Annotated in this window: 15 protein-coding genes and 1 pseudogene; 7 read left to right on the forward strand and 9 right to left on the reverse strand. The window is 72.8% G+C overall.

All coding sequences use genetic code 11. From position 1 onward, the window contains the following. Positions 1 to 22 precede the first annotated feature (22 nt). From ACIBSW_RS38935 to ACIBSW_RS38955, 5 genes are all read left to right on the forward strand, one after another. Complete coding sequence (locus tag ACIBSW_RS38935; RefSeq protein WP_354725859.1) at positions 23 to 661, forward strand: ElyC/SanA/YdcF family protein; 639 nt, start codon at positions 23 to 25, stop codon at positions 659 to 661. 76 nt (positions 662 to 737) lie between these two features. Further along, a complete protein-coding gene (locus ACIBSW_RS38940; protein WP_354725860.1) occupies positions 738 to 1,985 on the forward strand; it encodes a sensor domain-containing protein in 1,248 nt (415 codons plus the stop codon). Between the two features lies 1 nt (position 1,986). Then, on the forward strand, positions 1,987 to 2,631 hold the full coding sequence (locus tag ACIBSW_RS38945) for a response regulator transcription factor (protein ID WP_354725862.1): 645 nt from the start codon (positions 1,987 to 1,989) through the stop codon (positions 2,629 to 2,631). A gap of 46 nt (positions 2,632 to 2,677) precedes the next feature. Then, complete coding sequence (locus ACIBSW_RS38950) at positions 2,678 to 3,664, forward strand: serine hydrolase (RefSeq protein WP_354725864.1); 987 nt, start codon at positions 2,678 to 2,680, stop codon at positions 3,662 to 3,664. A 61-nt stretch (positions 3,665 to 3,725) separates the two neighbouring features. Beyond that, on the forward strand, positions 3,726 to 5,132 hold the full coding sequence (locus ACIBSW_RS38955) for a M28 family metallopeptidase (RefSeq protein ID WP_354725866.1): 1,407 nt from the start codon (positions 3,726 to 3,728) through the stop codon (positions 5,130 to 5,132). 17 nt (positions 5,133 to 5,149) lie between these two features. Here the strand turns inward: ACIBSW_RS38955 and ACIBSW_RS38960 are convergent, their stop codons facing one another. From ACIBSW_RS38960 to ACIBSW_RS38970, 3 genes and pseudogenes are all read right to left on the reverse strand, one after another. Continuing rightward, on the reverse strand, positions 5,150 to 5,941 hold the full coding sequence (locus ACIBSW_RS38960; RefSeq protein ID WP_354725868.1) for an SDR family oxidoreductase: 792 nt from the start codon (positions 5,939 to 5,941) through the stop codon (positions 5,150 to 5,152). A 29-nt stretch (positions 5,942 to 5,970) separates the two neighbouring features. Then, a complete protein-coding gene (locus ACIBSW_RS38965) occupies positions 5,971 to 6,324 on the reverse strand; it encodes a TetR/AcrR family transcriptional regulator C-terminal ligand-binding domain-containing protein (RefSeq protein WP_354725869.1) in 354 nt (117 codons plus the stop codon). Positions 6,325 to 6,330: 6 nt separating this feature from the next. After that, a pseudogene (locus ACIBSW_RS38970) lies at positions 6,331 to 6,664 on the reverse strand (ArsR/SmtB family transcription factor). Here ACIBSW_RS38970 and arsM point away from each other — a divergent pair. After that, positions 6,663 to 7,349: an arsenite methyltransferase gene (arsM, locus tag ACIBSW_RS38975; protein ID WP_354725905.1), complete on the forward strand. Its 687-nt coding sequence runs from the start codon at positions 6,663 to 6,665 to the stop codon at positions 7,347 to 7,349. The pseudogene ACIBSW_RS38970 and the gene arsM sit on opposite strands and share 2 nt — an antisense overlap. Positions 7,350 to 7,396: 47 nt before the next feature. Here the strand turns inward: arsM and pheT are convergent, their stop codons facing one another. Together pheT and pheS are read right to left on the reverse strand one after the other, a co-directional pair. Further along, positions 7,397 to 9,874: a phenylalanine--tRNA ligase subunit beta gene (pheT, locus tag ACIBSW_RS38980; RefSeq protein ID WP_354725871.1), complete on the reverse strand. Its 2,478-nt coding sequence runs from the start codon at positions 9,872 to 9,874 to the stop codon at positions 7,397 to 7,399. A gap of 2 nt (positions 9,875 to 9,876) precedes the next feature. Then, positions 9,877 to 10,938, reverse strand: coding sequence for a phenylalanine--tRNA ligase subunit alpha (gene pheS, locus ACIBSW_RS38985; RefSeq protein WP_354725873.1), 1,062 nt, complete (start codon positions 10,936 to 10,938; stop codon positions 9,877 to 9,879). A 280-nt stretch (positions 10,939 to 11,218) separates the two neighbouring features. On the opposite strand from pheS, the gene ACIBSW_RS38990 reads away from it, so the two are divergent. After that, positions 11,219 to 12,502 (forward strand): methyl-accepting chemotaxis protein, encoded by a 1,284-nt coding sequence (locus ACIBSW_RS38990; protein WP_354725875.1) that lies wholly within the window; start codon positions 11,219 to 11,221, stop codon positions 12,500 to 12,502. Between the two features lie 2 nt (positions 12,503 to 12,504). Here the strand turns inward: ACIBSW_RS38990 and ACIBSW_RS38995 are convergent, their stop codons facing one another. Genes ACIBSW_RS38995 through infC form a run of 4 tightly spaced genes read right to left on the reverse strand, consistent with a single transcriptional unit; the run spans position 12,505 to position 14,623 of the window. Further along, positions 12,505 to 13,305 (reverse strand): RNA methyltransferase, encoded by an 801-nt coding sequence (locus ACIBSW_RS38995; RefSeq protein ID WP_354725877.1) that lies wholly within the window; start codon positions 13,303 to 13,305, stop codon positions 12,505 to 12,507. A gap of 46 nt (positions 13,306 to 13,351) precedes the next feature. Beyond that, on the reverse strand, positions 13,352 to 13,744 hold the full coding sequence (gene rplT / locus ACIBSW_RS39000; RefSeq protein WP_184991627.1) for a 50S ribosomal protein L20: 393 nt from the start codon (positions 13,742 to 13,744) through the stop codon (positions 13,352 to 13,354). 39 nt (positions 13,745 to 13,783) lie between these two features. Continuing rightward, positions 13,784 to 13,978, reverse strand: coding sequence for a 50S ribosomal protein L35 (gene rpmI, locus ACIBSW_RS39005; RefSeq protein ID WP_125806262.1), 195 nt, complete (start codon positions 13,976 to 13,978; stop codon positions 13,784 to 13,786). 24 nt (positions 13,979 to 14,002) lie between these two features. Then, positions 14,003 to 14,623: a translation initiation factor IF-3 gene (gene infC / locus ACIBSW_RS39010; protein ID WP_354725880.1), complete on the reverse strand. Its 621-nt coding sequence runs from the start codon at positions 14,621 to 14,623 to the stop codon at positions 14,003 to 14,005. Between the last annotated feature and the right edge of the window lie 11 nt (positions 14,624 to 14,634).

Raw genomic sequence — 14,634 nt, forward strand, 5'->3', positions numbered from 1 at the left:
AACGTGGCTCCGACGTGCCGTCATGGCGGGCGCACTCGGCGTCGCCGCGGCGGTGCTCGCCATGGCGACCGGCGACCTCTGGGTGCGCGCGGAGGCCTCCGGCCACGTGTACGGCGTCGCGGACGTCCCGGCCGCACCGGTCGCGCTCGTGCTCGGCTCCGAGGTCTACCCCGACGGCAGCCCGTCGCCGTTCCTCGCCGCCCGGCTCGAGATCGCCCGGCAGCTGCTGGCCGCGGGCAAGGTCCAGGCGATCCTCGTCTCCGGCGACCACATGGACTGGGGCTACAACGAGCCCGGCGCGATGTTCCGGTGGCTGATCGATCGCGGCGTGCCGAGCCACCGGGTGGTGCTGGACCACGCCGGTTTCGACACCTACGACTCGTGCGCCCGGGCCAAGGAGGTCTTCGGGGTCGACTCGGCGATCGTGGTGACGCAGAGCTACCACATCGACCGGGCGGTGGCACTGTGCCGGCGCCTCGGTGTCGACGCCAGCGGCGTCGGCGACGACACCGTGCGCATCTACACCGCGCCGTGGCGCAAGTGCGTCGTCCGCGAGCGCGGCGCGGTGGTCAAGGCCCTGTTCGACGTGGTCTCGGGCCGCGACCCGGTCTTCCTCGGCCCGCTCGAGCCCGGCGTCGGCGCCGCGCTCGCGAACGGCTGAGGTTCGGTTTCCCGCACCAGAGCCCGGCGGGCCTGCCGGGCTGACCGCGGCGGCGCTCTTCTGCGAGGCTCGGGCTGTGACGGGGTACAACGCCGGCGGTGGCCGGGTGATCATCCTGCGGGCCTGGCTGACGGCGCGCACCTGGCGCGAGTTCGGCTACCTGATCACCGGGGTGCTGGTCGCGGCGCCCCCGTTCGTGCTCGGGTTGCTCAGCATCGTCGCGGTGTTGTCCTCGACGGTGCCCCTCGGCCTGCCGATCCTGGTCGGGGTGCTGGCCCTGGCCCGGCACATCCCGCGCTGGTTCCGCGGCCACGCCCACTGGTTCCTCGGCCGGCGGTGGGACGACCCGCCGCCGCTGCCGGCCGGCACGCTCTGGCAGCGTTCGCTGGCGCTGCTGCGGGACCCGGCGGCCTGGCGGTCGCTCGGCTACTGCCTCGCCCGCTGGCCGCTCACGCTCGTCGGCGTGTACCCGGCGGCGCTCGGCCTGATCGCCGGGGGCTCGGCGCTCACGTATCCGCTGTGGTGGTTCGTGACGCCGACCGGTCTCGGCGCGTTCGACGCCGACACCTGGGCGGGCACCTGGCTGGTCGCACCGGCGGGCGCGCTGCTCCTGCTCGCCGTGCCGTGGTGGCTGCGGCTGGTCGTCTGGACCGACGGCGTCCTGGTCCGGACGCTGCTGCACCCCAGCCGGTCACAGCGGCGCATCGCCGAGCTGGAGGCCGGCCGGGCCGCCCTGCAGGCCGACGCGGCGGCGCTGCTGCGCCGCATCGAGCGCGACCTGCACGACGGCACCCAGGCCCGGCTGGTCACCCTCGGCGTCGCGCTGTCGCGGATCGAGCACCGCAGCACCGAGGAGGCCGTGCGCGCGTTGGCCACCGACGCCCGGGGCACGGTCACCGAGGCGCTCGCCGAGCTGCGCGACATCGTCCGCGGCATGCACCCGCCCGCGCTCGACGACGGCCTCGAGGTGGCGCTGGCCACCCTCGCGGGCCGCAGCGCCGTCCCGGCCGAGGTCACCGTCGCGCTGGCCGCGCGGCCGCCGGACGCGACCGCCTCCGCGCTGTACTTCGCGGTCGCCGAGCTGCTCACCAACGTCGCGCGGCACGGGCGGGCGAGCCGGGTCCGCATCGACCTGCGCACGGACCAGACCCGGCTGCTGCTCACGGTCACCGACGACGGGCGCGGCGGTGCGAGGATCGACTCCACCGGTACGGGGCTCGCGGGCCTCGCGCGCCGGGCGTCCGCGCTGGACGGCACCCTGACCGTCGACTCGCCGCCGGGCGGCCCGACCACCGTGACCATGACCCTGCCCGTGGAGGCCTGAGATGCGTGTGGTGATCGCCGAGGACAACGCCCTGCTGCGCGACGGCATCGCGCTGCTGCTCGGCGAGCACGGCATCGAGGTGTCCGCCGCGGTCGCCGACGCCGGCGCGCTGCTCGCCGCGGTCGCCGAGGATCCGCCGGATGCCGCCGTGGTCGACGTGCGGATGCCGCCCACGCACACCGACGAGGGGCTGCGGGCGGCGCTGACCATCCGGTCCGCGTACCCGAAGGTCGGTGTCCTGGTCTTCTCGCAGTGGGTCGAGACCAGCTACGCGCGGCAGCTGCTCTCCGAGCACGTCGGCGGCGTCGGTTACCTGCTCAAGGACCGGATCGTGAGCACGGACGAGTTCGTCGGCGCGCTGGGGCGGGTCGCCGCCGGCGGGACGGCCCTGGACCCGGAGGTGGTCCGGCAGCTGCTCGCCGCGCCGGCCGTCGACGCCGGCCTGGCCCGGCTCACCGGGCGGGAGCGGGAGATCCTCGGCCTGCTCGCCGAGGGGCGCTCGAACGTGGCCATCGCGGACGCGCTGCACGTGGTCGAGCGCAGCGTCGAGAAGCACGTCACGGCCATCTTCACCAAGCTGGACCTGCCGCAGGCGCGCACCGACCACCGGCGCGTCCTGGCCGTGCTGCGCTATCTCCGATCATGAGCGGGCGTGTTGTACCTTCCACTCGACCGTCCACTGGGGGAGAACGATGTCATCCAATGTGTCCCGTCGCGCGGCGCTCGGCCTGGGTGCGGCCGCGGCCGCGATCGTCAGCATGAGCTCGCCCGCCGAGGCGTCCGGCTCCGGCCCGGCGCGCATCAGGAAGGTCTACGGCCGGGAGAAGGTCAAGGCCGGCGGCGTGTGGCACACGCACATCGCCGCCGTCGACCCGGCCGGCGCGCTCCGGCCGATCGTCGAGGACGACGCCGACCACGTCACCCAGGGCTACAGCGTGCAGAAGCTGGCCGTGGCCACCGCGGTCATGGACAAGATCGACCGGGGCGAGCTGACCCTGGGCACCAAGCTCGACCTGCCGGCGAGCATCATCCTCGGCGGCTCGGGGATCTACCACCTGCACCGGGTCTGGGGCGACGACATCACGGTCGCCAACTTCCTCACCGCGATGCTGCTGGTCTCCGACAACACCGCAGTGCGCATGTGCGGCCGCGTCGTGCCGGCCCTGGAGATCAACGAGATCCTCGCGGCCAAGGGCTTCGTGCACACCCGGGTCGAGCCGGTCGCCAACCCGAACCGGTTCTTCCTCGGCACCACCACCCCGCGCGAGATGCACGACCTGCTCTGGCGGCTCGGCAACCGGACGCTGCTCGCGGAAGCCTCCTGCGACTTCCTGCTGAGCATCACCCGCTGGCTCAACGGCTACCACGACGGCGTGCGGCGGGTGATGTCGTCGGGCGAGCGCCAGCGGGTCGCGACGAAGTACGGCGCCGACTTCAACACCCTCGGCGAGTCGCGGCACGAGGCCGGCATCATGTTCGACACGCAGGGCGCGCCGGTGCTGACGTACGCGATGTTCGCCGAGGGCCTCGACGAGCCGGAGAACTACGGCGCGACCCACCCGGCGGTGCAGGCGCACGCGAAGATCGGCCGGACCATGATGGACAACCTGCCGGCACCTTCGCGGGAGTCGCCGAGGGTTATGAAGCCGGCGCCGTTCCGTCCGGTCAACGGGGGCTGACCGCCGAGATTCGACATCGATGGGCATGGACATGTGCCCACGGTTGGAGAAGCATCGTGGCATGACGGACCAGCGCGAAAGGCCCACGTCCTCGCGACGCGCGTTCCTGTCGGTCTCGGCGGCCGCCGCCGCGACCCCGATGCTCGGCGGCGGCCGCGCACAGGCCGCCGGCCGCGGCCCCCGCGGACAGACGCCCGGCGCCGACCTCAAGGCGATGCTCCGCGAGATCGATCCGCACCGGATCGGCGCCACCGTGGCCCGGCTCGCCGCCTTCGGCACCCGGCACACCCTGTCCACCCAGGACGATCCCGCCCGGGGCATCGGCGCGGCGCGGGACTGGATCTTCGAGCGGCTCAGCGCGTACGCCGCCGCCTCGGGCGGCCGGATGACCGTCGAGCTGCAGTCCTTCATCCAGCCGGTGTCGCCGCGCGTACCCGTGCCGACCCGGATCACCAACGTCGTCGCCACCCTGCGCGGTGACGCCGAACCCGACCGGGTGTACGTGGTGACCGGCCACTACGACTCGCGGGTCACCGACGTCATGGACGCCACCAGCGACGCGCCCGGCGCCGACGACGACGCGTCCGGCGTCGCGGTGATCATGGAGCTGGCCCGGGTGATGGCCACCCGGCACACCGAGGCGACCATCGTCTTCGCCGCCGTCGCGGGCGAGGAGCAGGGCCTCTACGGCTCCGACCATCTGGCGCAGAGCTTCCGGGACGCGGGCGCCGACGTGCAGGCCATGTTCAGCAACGACATCGTCGGCACCGGCGACGCGCACGACGGCACGGCACCCGACTCGCGGACGGTGCGGCTGTTCGTCGAGGGCGTGCCCACCGCCGAGACCGCCGCGGAGGCCAACGTCCGCAGGTCCGTCGGAGGCGAGAACGACGGCGCGTCGCGGCAGCTGGGCCGCTTCGCGAAGGACGTCGCGGAGAACCCGCAGACCGGGATGAAGATCCGCGTCGTCTGGCGGCGCGACCGCTACCTGCGCGGCAGCGACCACATCTCGTTCCTGCTCCGCGGCTACCCGGCGGCCCGCTTCACCGAGCCGCGCGAGAACTTCGCGCACGAGCACCAGGACGTCCGCGTCGAGAACGGCATCCAGTACGGCGACCTGGTCGAGTTCTGCGACTTCGCCTACATCGCCCGGGTGGCCCGGGTGAACGGGGCGGTGCTGTGGTCGCTGGCGCAGGCGCCGGGCACGCCGAAGGGCGTGGTGATCGACACGACCCAGCTGACCAACGCGACCACGCTGCGCTGGACGGCGTCGACGGCGGCGGACCTGGCGGGCTACGAGGTGCTCTGGCGCGAGACGACCGCACCCGACTGGACCAACGTGCTGGCGGTGGGGAACGTGACCACGGTGACGATCGACCTGTCGAAGGACAACGTCTTCTTCGGGGTACGGGCACTGGATCGCACCGGCCACCGCAGCCCGGTGGCAGCACCCCGCCCGTCGAGCTGAGCTCAGCCGTTCCGGTCTCACCCCACCGCGTTGACGCTCGGTGCGGTCAGACGACCGGCCAGCGCGATCACCACGCGCCGCGGCGCCCATCTGGTCACCACCGCGACCAGCGCGTTGGCCAGGCCGTCGACCCGGCTCGGCCGGCTTCGCCGCAGGGCCGACAGGGTCGTCGCCACCACCTGTTGCGGGGTGCGCTTCCGGCCGACCGCCGCGTCCTCCCCGGCCACGTCGAAGAACGGTGTCCGCGTCGCGCCCGGGCAGATCGCCAGAACCTTGACCCCGGCGGGCCTGGCCTCGGCATACAACGCCTCGCTGAACGACAGCACGAAGGCTTTCGTCGCACCGTAGACCGCCATGTGCGGCAGCGGCTGGAACGCGGCCGTGCTCGCGACATTGACGATCGCGCCCCGCCCCCGGGCCGCCATGCCGGGCAGGAATCGCCGCGTCAGGTCGACCAGCGCGACGCAGTTGAGCTGGATCTGCGCGGTGATCCGGCCGGCGTCGGCGCCGATGAAGTCGCCGTGCATCCCGAAGCCCGCGTTGTTGACCAGCAGGTCGATGTCGATCCCGAGCGCGGCCACCCGCTCGGCCACCAGGTCGGCGGCGCCGGGTTCGGCGAGGTCGACGGATAGGACTTCGACCCGGCGGCCGTGTGCGCCGCGCAGTTCGCCGGCCAGCCGCTGCATCGCGTCCTCGCTGCGGGCGACCAGCACGAGGTCGGCGCCACGGGCCGCGAACTGCCGCGCGTACTCGGCGCCGATGCCGCTCGAGGCCCCGGTGATCAGGGCGGTCTGTCCGTTGAGTTCCATGGGCTACTCCTGGAGTGAGGTTCGAGCGGTCAGGCCGGGGTGAACAGTGCGAGCTCCACGATGGCGAGCAGGGTCCGCACCCGGTCGGCGAACGCCGCCACGTCACCACCGGGCTCCAGTACGTCGGTCAGGTCCTTCAACCCGTCGAAGGCCCCTACCAGCACGGAAGCGACCAGCTCGGGCTCCAGGCCGGCGCGCAGGCCACCGTCGGCCTGACCACGCCGGACCAGATCGGCGATGAACGCGATCCACTCGGCGGGAACCTTGGCGATCTCCGCCGACAGATCGGGGTCGGCCGACAGCTCGCGGGTCAACCGCGTGACGCTCCACGCCGCCGGTTCGCGCGAGATGAGGTCGAGCATGGCCGGCACGAGCGCCCGCAACTGGCCTCAGGGAACGGTGAGCAGCGTGGCGAGCCGGCGCATGAGCTCCGGCCGGGGCCGGTAGTAGACCCAGCTCGCGCGGCGCTCGGCGTCGACCAGGCCGGCCTCGCGCAGGGTCTTGAGATGGTGCGAGATGGTCGAGCCGGACACCTCGAACGCGGGGGTCAGGTCGCAGACGCAGATCTCCCCGCCCGGCGCCGAGGCGATCATCGACATAAGCCGAGGGGGCCTGCTGCGCGAGCGCGGCCAAGGCCGAGGCCGTCGCCGCCGGCGCGACCTGCTGCGGCACCGCCACCGCCACCGCCACCGGCGGCGGCGGCGACGGCGACGGCGCGTCGATCCGGGAGCAGGTCCGCGCCCGCTACGCCGACGCCGCCACCCGCGCCGCCGAGGGCGCCGAGTGCGGCAACGAGGAGCTCTACGGCGCCCAAGAGCGCGGCGAACTGCCCGAGGCGGCGCTGCGGGCCAGCCTGGGCTGCGGAAACCCGCTGCGGGTCGCCGACCTCAATCCCGGCGAGACGGTCCTCGACCTGGGCTCCGGCGGCGGCATCGACGTGCTGCTGTCCGCGCGCCGGGTGGGGCCGACCGGCCGGGCGCACGGCCTGGACATGACCGACGAGATGCTGGAGCTGGCGCGCCGCAACGCCGCCGAGGCCGGCGCCACCAACGTCGAGTTCCACAAGGGCCACATCGAGGAGATCCCGCTACCCGACGGCTCCGTCGACGTGATCATCTCCAACTGCGTGATCAACCTGTCCGCCGACAAGGCGTCGGTCTTCGCCGAGATGCACCGGGTGCTGCGCCCCGGCGGGCGGATCGGGATCTCCGACGTGGTCGCCGAGGACCACCTCACCCCCGAGCAGCGCGGCGTCGTCGGCGACTGGTCGTCCTGCATCGCCGGCGCACTGTCCCGGGCCGAATACCTCGACGGCCTCGCCACGGCCGGCTTCACCGACGTCAGCGTCGAGTTCACCAGCGCGTACGCCGAGAGCATGCACGCCGCGATCATCCGCGCCCGCCGATAGGAAAGCGGCCGGGTCCCGGCTGAGGGACCCGGCCGCCTTCGAGTGGATCAGGCGCCGCGGAGCGTGGCTCCCACCCGCGACGACGCCAGCGCCACCGCCGCGTCCCGGGCCGCGACGGCCTCCTCGACCGTCAGCGTCCGGTCCGGCGCGCGGAACGTCAGCTTGTACGCCAGGCTCTTCAGCCCCGCGCCGAGCTGCTCCGAGGCGTAGACGTCGAAGAGCCGCACCGATTCCAGCAGCTCGCCCGCGCCCGCGACCAGCGCCGCCTCGACCTCGGCCGCCGGCACCGCCGCGTCGACCACCAGCGCCACGTCGATCAGCGCCGCCGGGAACGTGGAGATCCGGATCGCCTGGGTCACCGGCGCCGCCGGGATCGCGTCCAGGTCGAGCTCCATCGCGCAGGTGCGCCTCGGCAGCTCCAGCGCCGCGACCACGCTCGGGTGCAGCTCGCCCGCGTACCCGACGACCGTGTCGTCGACCGCGATCGCCGCGCACCGGCCCGGGTGCCACGGCGGGTGCTCCGCCGCCCGTACCGTGATCCGGTCGGCGGTCAGGCCGGCCGCCGACAGCGCGATGCGCGCCGCCTCGATCGCGTCCGACCAGGTCGCCGGGCGGCCCGCGCCCCACCAGCCGGCCGGCGCCGCGTCGCCGGTCAGTACCGCGGCGAGGTGCCACGGCTGCTCGGGGACGATCGCGTTCGCCGCCGACCAGTCCTCCTCGGACGGGCCGTGGTCCACGCCGAGCACCGGCGGCGCGACCGCCGTCAGGTGCGGCAGGAAGACCGTGCCGGTCTCGTACAGCGCCAGGTCGCGCTCGCCGCGGCCCAGGTTGCGCTTGAGCGTGCCGAGCAGCGGGACGAGCAGCGACGTGCGCAGCAGCGGCTCCTGCTCGGAGATCGGGTTGGTCAGCCGCACCGCGCTGCGCCGCGGGTCGTCCGCGGCGAGCCCGAGCACGTCGGCCGCGCCCGTCGCGATGAACGGGTACGACAGCACCTCGACGTAGCCGTTCTCGGCCATCGCCCGGCCGACCATCCGCCGGCGGCGCTGCGTCGGCGTCAGGACGCCGCCGCCGCGGGTCGGCGGCAGGACGCTCGGGATCACGTCGAAGCCGCCGAGCCGGGCCACCTCCTCGACCAGGTCGATCGGGGCGACCAGGTCCGGGCGCCAGGTCGGCGGGGTCACCTCGAGCGGCTCGACGCCGCGCACCGAACAGCCGATCAGGCCGAGCAGCGTGGTCACCTGCTCGACCGTGTAGCCGACGCCGATGCGCCGGGCCGGCAGCGTGGTGTCGAGCAGCACCGGGGTGGGCGCGACGACGTGGTCCTGGTCGAGCACCCGCTCGTCGACGGTGCCGCCGGCGTGCGCGGTGAGCAGCTCGACGGCGCGCTGCAGGGCGACCAGCGGCAGCTGCGGGTCGACGCCGCGCTCCCAGCGCTTCGCCGCCTCGCTGAACAGCTTGTGCCGGCGGGCCGTGCGGCCCACCATCACCGGGTCCCAGTGCGCGGCCTCCAGCAGCACGTCCACGGTGTCCGGCTGGAACTCGGTGGTCTCGCCGCCCATGACCGCGGCGAGGCAGATCGGCCCGGAGTCGTCGCAGATCACCATGTCCTCGGCGTCGAGCACCCGCGCGACACCGTCCAGGGTGGTCAGCTTCTCCCCCGTACGGGCCCGGCGTACGACCAGCCCGCCGCGCACCAGGTTGAGGTCGAAGACGTGCATCGGCTGGCCGAGCTCGAGCATCACGTAGTTGGTGATGTCGACGGCCAGCGAGATCGTGCGGATCCCGGCGGTGATCAGCCGGCGCTGCATCCACTCCGGCGACGCCGCGGACGGGTCGATGCCCCGCACCACGCGCGCCGCGAAGCGGTCGCAGCCGATCGTGTCGTCGATCCGCAGCTGGTGCGGCGGCTCGGGGGTCGCGCCGGGCACGTCGCGCACGCCCGGATCCGTGTACGCCGACTCGTAGGCGTGCGACAGCTCGCGGGCCACGCCGCGGACGCTCATCTCGTACCCGCGGTCGGGGGTGATCTCCAGGTCGAGGATCACGTCGTCGAGCCCGACGATCGGGCGGGCGTCGGCGCCCGTCGCCGCCGAGTCCGGCGGCAGCACGATGATGCCGGAGTGGTCGCCGGACAGGCCGAGCTCCGCGGCCGAGCAGATCATGCCGTTGGAGTTGCGCCCGTAGGTCTTACGCGCACCGATCTTGAACCCGCCGGGCAGCTCGCCGCCGGGCAGGATCACCACGACCAGGTCGCCGACCGCGAAGTTGCTCGCGCCGCAGACGATCTCCTGCGGCGCGGCGGCGCCGACGTCCACCCGGGTGAAGCGGATCGGCTTCTTGAAACCGGTCAGCTCCTCGATCTCCAGCACCCGGCCGACGACCAGGTCGCCCTTGACCGTGGCGGCCTGGTCGACGATCGACTCGACCTCGATGCCGATGTCGACCAGCTTGCGCTCGAGCTCGTCGGCGGAGAGCACCGCCGGCAGGTCCACGTACTCGCGGATCCAGGACAGAGACAGCTTCATGATCAGACCGCCATCCCGAAGTTGCGGGTGAACCGGACGTCACCCTCCACCATGTCGCGCATGTCGCTTACGCCGTTGCGGAACATCAGCGTGCGCTCGACGCCCATCCCGAAGGCGAACCCCGAGTAACGCTCCGGGTCGACGCCGCAGGCCGTGAGCACCCGCGGGTTGACCATGCCGCAGCCGCCCCACTCGACCCAGCGCGGCCCGTCGCGGTGCTGCGCGAACCACACGTCGAACTCGGCCGACGGCTCGGTGAACGGGAAGTGGTTGGGGCGCCACCGGGTGCGGGCGTCCGGGCCGAACATCGCCCTGGCGAAGTGGTCGAGGGTGCCCTTGAGGTGCGCCATCGTGATGCCCTCGTCGACGACGAGGCCCTCGATCTGGTGGAACACCGGGCTGTGCGTGGCGTCCAGGTCGTCGGTGCGGTAGACGCGGCCCGGGCACACCACCCGGATCGGCGGCTGCCGGGTCAGCATCGTGCGCACCTGGCCGGGCGAGGTGTGCGTGCGCATCACCAGGCCGGGCAGGTCTACGTAGAACGTGTCGATGAGCCCGCGGGCCGGGTGGTCGGGGCCGATGTTGAGCGCGTCGAAGTTGACCCAGTCGAGCTCCAGCTCGGGGCTCTCCACGACGTCGTAGCCCATGCCGACGAACAGGTCGCCCATGTGCTCCATCAGCGTCGTCAGCGGGTGCCGGGCGCCGCGCGGCGCCCGGTCCCAGGGCAGCGAGACGTCGACACGCTCCTCGACCAGGACGCGGGCGGCGCGCTCGAGCTCCAGCTCGGCCAGCCGGGCGTCGTACGCGCCCTGCACGGACTGCCGGGCCACGTTGACGCGCTTGCCGGCCTCCGACTTCGCGTGCGGCGGCAGCGAACCGATCTCGCGCCGGGCCAGCGACACCGGTGACCGGTCGCCGAGGTGAACGGACTTCAGCGCGCCGAGCGCGTCGAGGTCCGGCGCGCCGGCGAAGGCCTGCCCGGCCTCGGCGACGGCGGCCTCGAGTGCCTCGGGGGCGAGCAGGGCGGCCTGCTTCGGATCGTACGGATCGTTGCGGTAGGACATGATCGGGCGAACTCCCTCACACCGGATGAGCCATCGGGCAGTGTACGGAGGCGCGGCTGGGCCGCCGCCCGCCGGTCAGGAAAGTTCGCGCAGGAGTGTCAGACCCGGCGCCCGCGACCAGCGGGCCGGATAAACATCGGAAGCACTCGGCGCATGGGCTCAGCATATCGCGGCCGGCAACCTCATTGGTGCCAGGCCCGCGGATGGCATGCGGTCCAAAATGTGGGACACCGCCGGTGCGTGCCTCAGTGCTGAGCGGCGTGCGGTCGATGGGCAGGGCATGATTCGCGCCAAAGCCATCACTCCGGGACGACGTAGTCCGCTGGAAGACCGGTCCATCTCCGGCAAGTTGCTGCCCCGCCTGTACCTGCCCGCCGGCCTGGCCGGACTGGTGATCGCGCTGTCCAATGTCGACGGGCACCAGGGTCTCCAGCTGATCCGGGCGCTGGCGGCCTGTGCGATCGCGGCGGCCACCTGGCGGGTGAACTGGGACCGGGTACCACCCCTGGCGTTGCGGACCATGGCCTACCTCGGCGTGGTGCTGATCGGTATCGGATCCGTCACCGTTCCCGCCACCTACTACATGGGCCTGCTGTCCTCGGCCATCGGCCTGGTCTGGGCCGGGTTCGCCCTCGGGCGGCGTGATCTGGTGGCGCTGTCCGCCCTCATGGGCGCGCTGACCCTGGCGGCGCAGTGGCAACTGGCCCCACCCTCGGTCGCGGTCTGGCGATCGGTGGCGATCTGGTTGGTGCTGACCGGGATGGGCGCCGCGACGCACTGGCTGCGCGGACTGCTCGACGACAGTGCCGCCCAGGTCGCCCGGGCTCAGGCTGAGGTCAGCGAGCTGCAGGTGCGTACGCTGACCGAGCAGCAGCAGGCCGAGGCGCACCGGGCCGAGCTGGCCGCCGCGCGGGTGGCCGAGCAGACCCGCCTGCAGCAGCAGGTCGCCGAGCAGGCGGCCGTGCTGGCCCAGTCGGCCGCCGAGGTGAGCCAGAACACGACCGTCGCGGCCACCGCGACCGAGCAGATGTCCTCCGCGCTCCAGGACCTCTCGCGCACGGCACAGTCCACCGAGCAGGTCACGGTCTCGGTGGTGCGGCAGGCCGACGACGCCGCCACGGTGATCAAGGCGCTGGCCGCGTCGAGCGAGCAGATCATGGCCGCCAGCGACATCATCCAGTCCATCGCCGAGCAGACGAACCTGCTGGCGCTCAACGCCACGATCGAGTCGGCCCGCGCCGGGGAGAGTGGCAAGGGATTCGCGATCGTGGCCAACGAGGTCAAGGAGCTGGCCCGCCAGTCCGGCGCGAACGCCGACTCCATCAACCGAACCCTGACCGACGTGCGCGCCCAGGTCGACGTCGCGGTCACCCAGGTCACGGAGATCGCCGGAAGCATGACCGCCCTGTCGGCGCACCACAGCACGCTCGCCGCCGCGATCGAGGAACAGACCGCCGCCGTGGCCGAGGTCACCCGGACGGTCACCCAGACCGCCGGCGAAACCCACACGATGGCCACCGGCATCCGGACCCTGGAGCAGATCTCCCGGACCGCCGGGCGGTAGCCCTAGCGCTGGGCGCGGGCCGAGGCGTACAGGCAGACCGCCGCGGCGGCGGCCAGGTTCAGGCTCTCGGCGCCGCCGTAGATCGGCACCCGGACCCGCTGGTCGGCGGCGCTGAGCAGCTCGGCGGGCAGGCCGTGCGCCTCGGAGCCGAAGAGCCAGGCGGTCGGGCGGGCCAGCGAGCCGTCGTCGAGCAGGTCGTCGAGGCCGGCGTCGCCGGTGCCGGTGGTGGCCAGGACCTGCAGGCCGAAGTCGCGCAGCTGGTCGACCACCGCCAACGGGGTCCGGACCACGTCCAGGTGGAAGAGGCTGCCCGCCGAAGCCCGGACGCACTTGCCGTTATAGGGGTCGACGGCGTCGCCGGCGAAGATCACCGCGCCCGCCCCGGCCGCGTCGGCGGTACGCAGGATGGTGCCGGCGTTGCCGGGGTCGCGGATCTCGGCGGCCACCGCGACCAGGCGCGGCCCCTTGGACAGCGCCTCGGCCAGCGGCACGTCGATCTGCTCGCAGACCGCGACCAGGCCCTGCGGCTGGACCGTCTCGGCCAGCGCCGCGAGGCCCGGCTCGTCGACCGGGGACACCACGGGCGCCTGCGCCGCCAGGTCGGCGTGCCGCGACAGCGCCGCGTCCGTACCGAAGAGCTCGAGGACGACCCCCGCGGCCAGGGCGGACCGCACGGCCTGCGGGCCCTCCGCCAGGAAGCGGCCGGTCTGGTCGCGGTCGCGGCGGCGCTGCAGGCGCCGGGCGGCGACGACCCTCGGGGTACGGGGCGAGAAGGTCACGTTTCCTCCGGGAGGGAACAGCATCGGGGCGCCTTCCGGAAATCCGGAAGGCGCCCCGACGACGAGTTGCTCAGGCAGCCTGCGCGGCGGCGCCGCCGGTGCCCTCGGCCGCGACGGCGGCCCGCGCGATCTCGACGATCGCCGCGAACGAGGCGGCGTCGTTGACGGCCATGTCGGCCAGGATCTTGCGGTCCACCTCGACGCCGGCCAGCTTCAGGCCTTGGATCAGGCGGTTGTAGGTCAGGCCGTTGGCCCGCGCGCCCGCGTTGATGCGCGTGATCCACAGCTGGCGGAAGTCGCCCTTGCGGTCACGGCGGTCACGGTACGCGTACTGCATCGAGTGCAGCACCTGCTCCTTGGCCTTGCGGTACAGGCGCGAGCGCTGCCCGCGGTAACCGCTGGCGGTCTCCAGCAGCGTACGGCGCTTCTTCTGGGCGTTCACTGCCCGCTTGACGCGTGCCATTTCGGTACTCCTAACAGGGGAACGTGTGTGGCGCGCGCGTCAGCGGCCCAGCATCTTCTTGACTCGCTTGGTGTCGGCCTTGGCCACCGTGACCGTACCGGTCATCCGGCGCGTGACGTGGGAGGACTTGCCCTCCAGCAGGTGGCGCTTACCGGCCAGCTCCCGGACGATCTTGCCCTTGCCGGTGACCTTCACCCGCTTGCCCATGCCGGTGTGGCTCTTCATCTTCGGCACTTAGAACGCCTCTTCCTTAATTACTTACTCTGCAGTGGCGGCGGTGCTGTCGACCGGCGCGGCGGCCGGGGGTGCCTCGACGACGTCACCCTCGCGCGGCTCGCGCGGCGGACGCGCGTTGGCGGCGATGACGGCCGCGGCGGCGGCCTTGGTGGCGCGGTGCGGTGCCAACACCATGATCATGTTTCGGCCGTCCTGCTTCGGACTCGCCTCGACGAAACCCAGCTCCGAGATCTCTTCGCTGAGCCTGCGCAGGAGCCGGAAACCCAGCTCGGGGCGGCTCTGCTCACGACCGCGGAACATGATCGTCACCTTGACCTTGTCGCCCGCCTTGAGGAACCGGACAACGTGACCCTTCTTGGTCTCGTAGTCGTGCGGGTCGATCTTCGGCCGAAGCTTCATTTCCTTGATGACGGTCTGTTGCTGGTTGCGCCGGGCTTCGCGCGCCTTGAGTGCACTCTCGTACTTGAACTTGCCGAAGTCCATGAGCTTGCACACCGGCGGGCGCGCCATCGGCGCTACCTCGACCAGGTCCAGGTCGACGTCCGCGGCCAGCTGCAGGGCGCGCTCGAGCGGGACGATGCCCACCTGCTCACCCTCAGGGCCGACAAGGCGGACTTCCCTCGCCCGGATCTGCTCGTTCACGCGTGGTTCGA

This window comes from Actinoplanes sp. NPDC049668 (assembly GCF_044465445.1).
In the GTDB taxonomy this organism is placed as follows: domain Bacteria; phylum Actinomycetota; class Actinomycetes; order Mycobacteriales; family Micromonosporaceae; genus Actinoplanes.

Coding starts and splice junctions, on each gene's coding strand:
- ACIBSW_RS38935 (WP_354725859.1), top strand. CDS start 23: ATGGCGGGCGCACTCGGCGTCGCCGCGGCGGTGCTCGCCATGGCGACC.
- ACIBSW_RS38945 (WP_354725862.1), top strand. CDS start 1,987: ATGCGTGTGGTGATCGCCGAGGACAACGCCCTGCTGCGCGACGGCATC.
- ACIBSW_RS38950 (WP_354725864.1), top strand. CDS start 2,678: ATGTCATCCAATGTGTCCCGTCGCGCGGCGCTCGGCCTGGGTGCGGCC.
- ACIBSW_RS38955 (WP_354725866.1), top strand. CDS start 3,726: ATGACGGACCAGCGCGAAAGGCCCACGTCCTCGCGACGCGCGTTCCTG.
- ACIBSW_RS38960 (WP_354725868.1), bottom strand. CDS start 5,941: ATGGAACTCAACGGACAGACCGCCCTGATCACCGGGGCCTCGAGCGGC.
- pheT (WP_354725871.1), bottom strand. CDS start 9,874: ATGAAGCTGTCTCTGTCCTGGATCCGCGAGTACGTGGACCTGCCGGCG.
- pheS (WP_354725873.1), bottom strand. CDS start 10,938: ATGTCCTACCGCAACGATCCGTACGATCCGAAGCAGGCCGCCCTGCTC.
- ACIBSW_RS38990 (WP_354725875.1), top strand. CDS start 11,219: ATGATTCGCGCCAAAGCCATCACTCCGGGACGACGTAGTCCGCTGGAA.
- ACIBSW_RS38995 (WP_354725877.1), bottom strand. CDS start 13,305: ATGCTGTTCCCTCCCGGAGGAAACGTGACCTTCTCGCCCCGTACCCCG.
- rplT (WP_184991627.1), bottom strand. CDS start 13,744: ATGGCACGCGTCAAGCGGGCAGTGAACGCCCAGAAGAAGCGCCGTACG.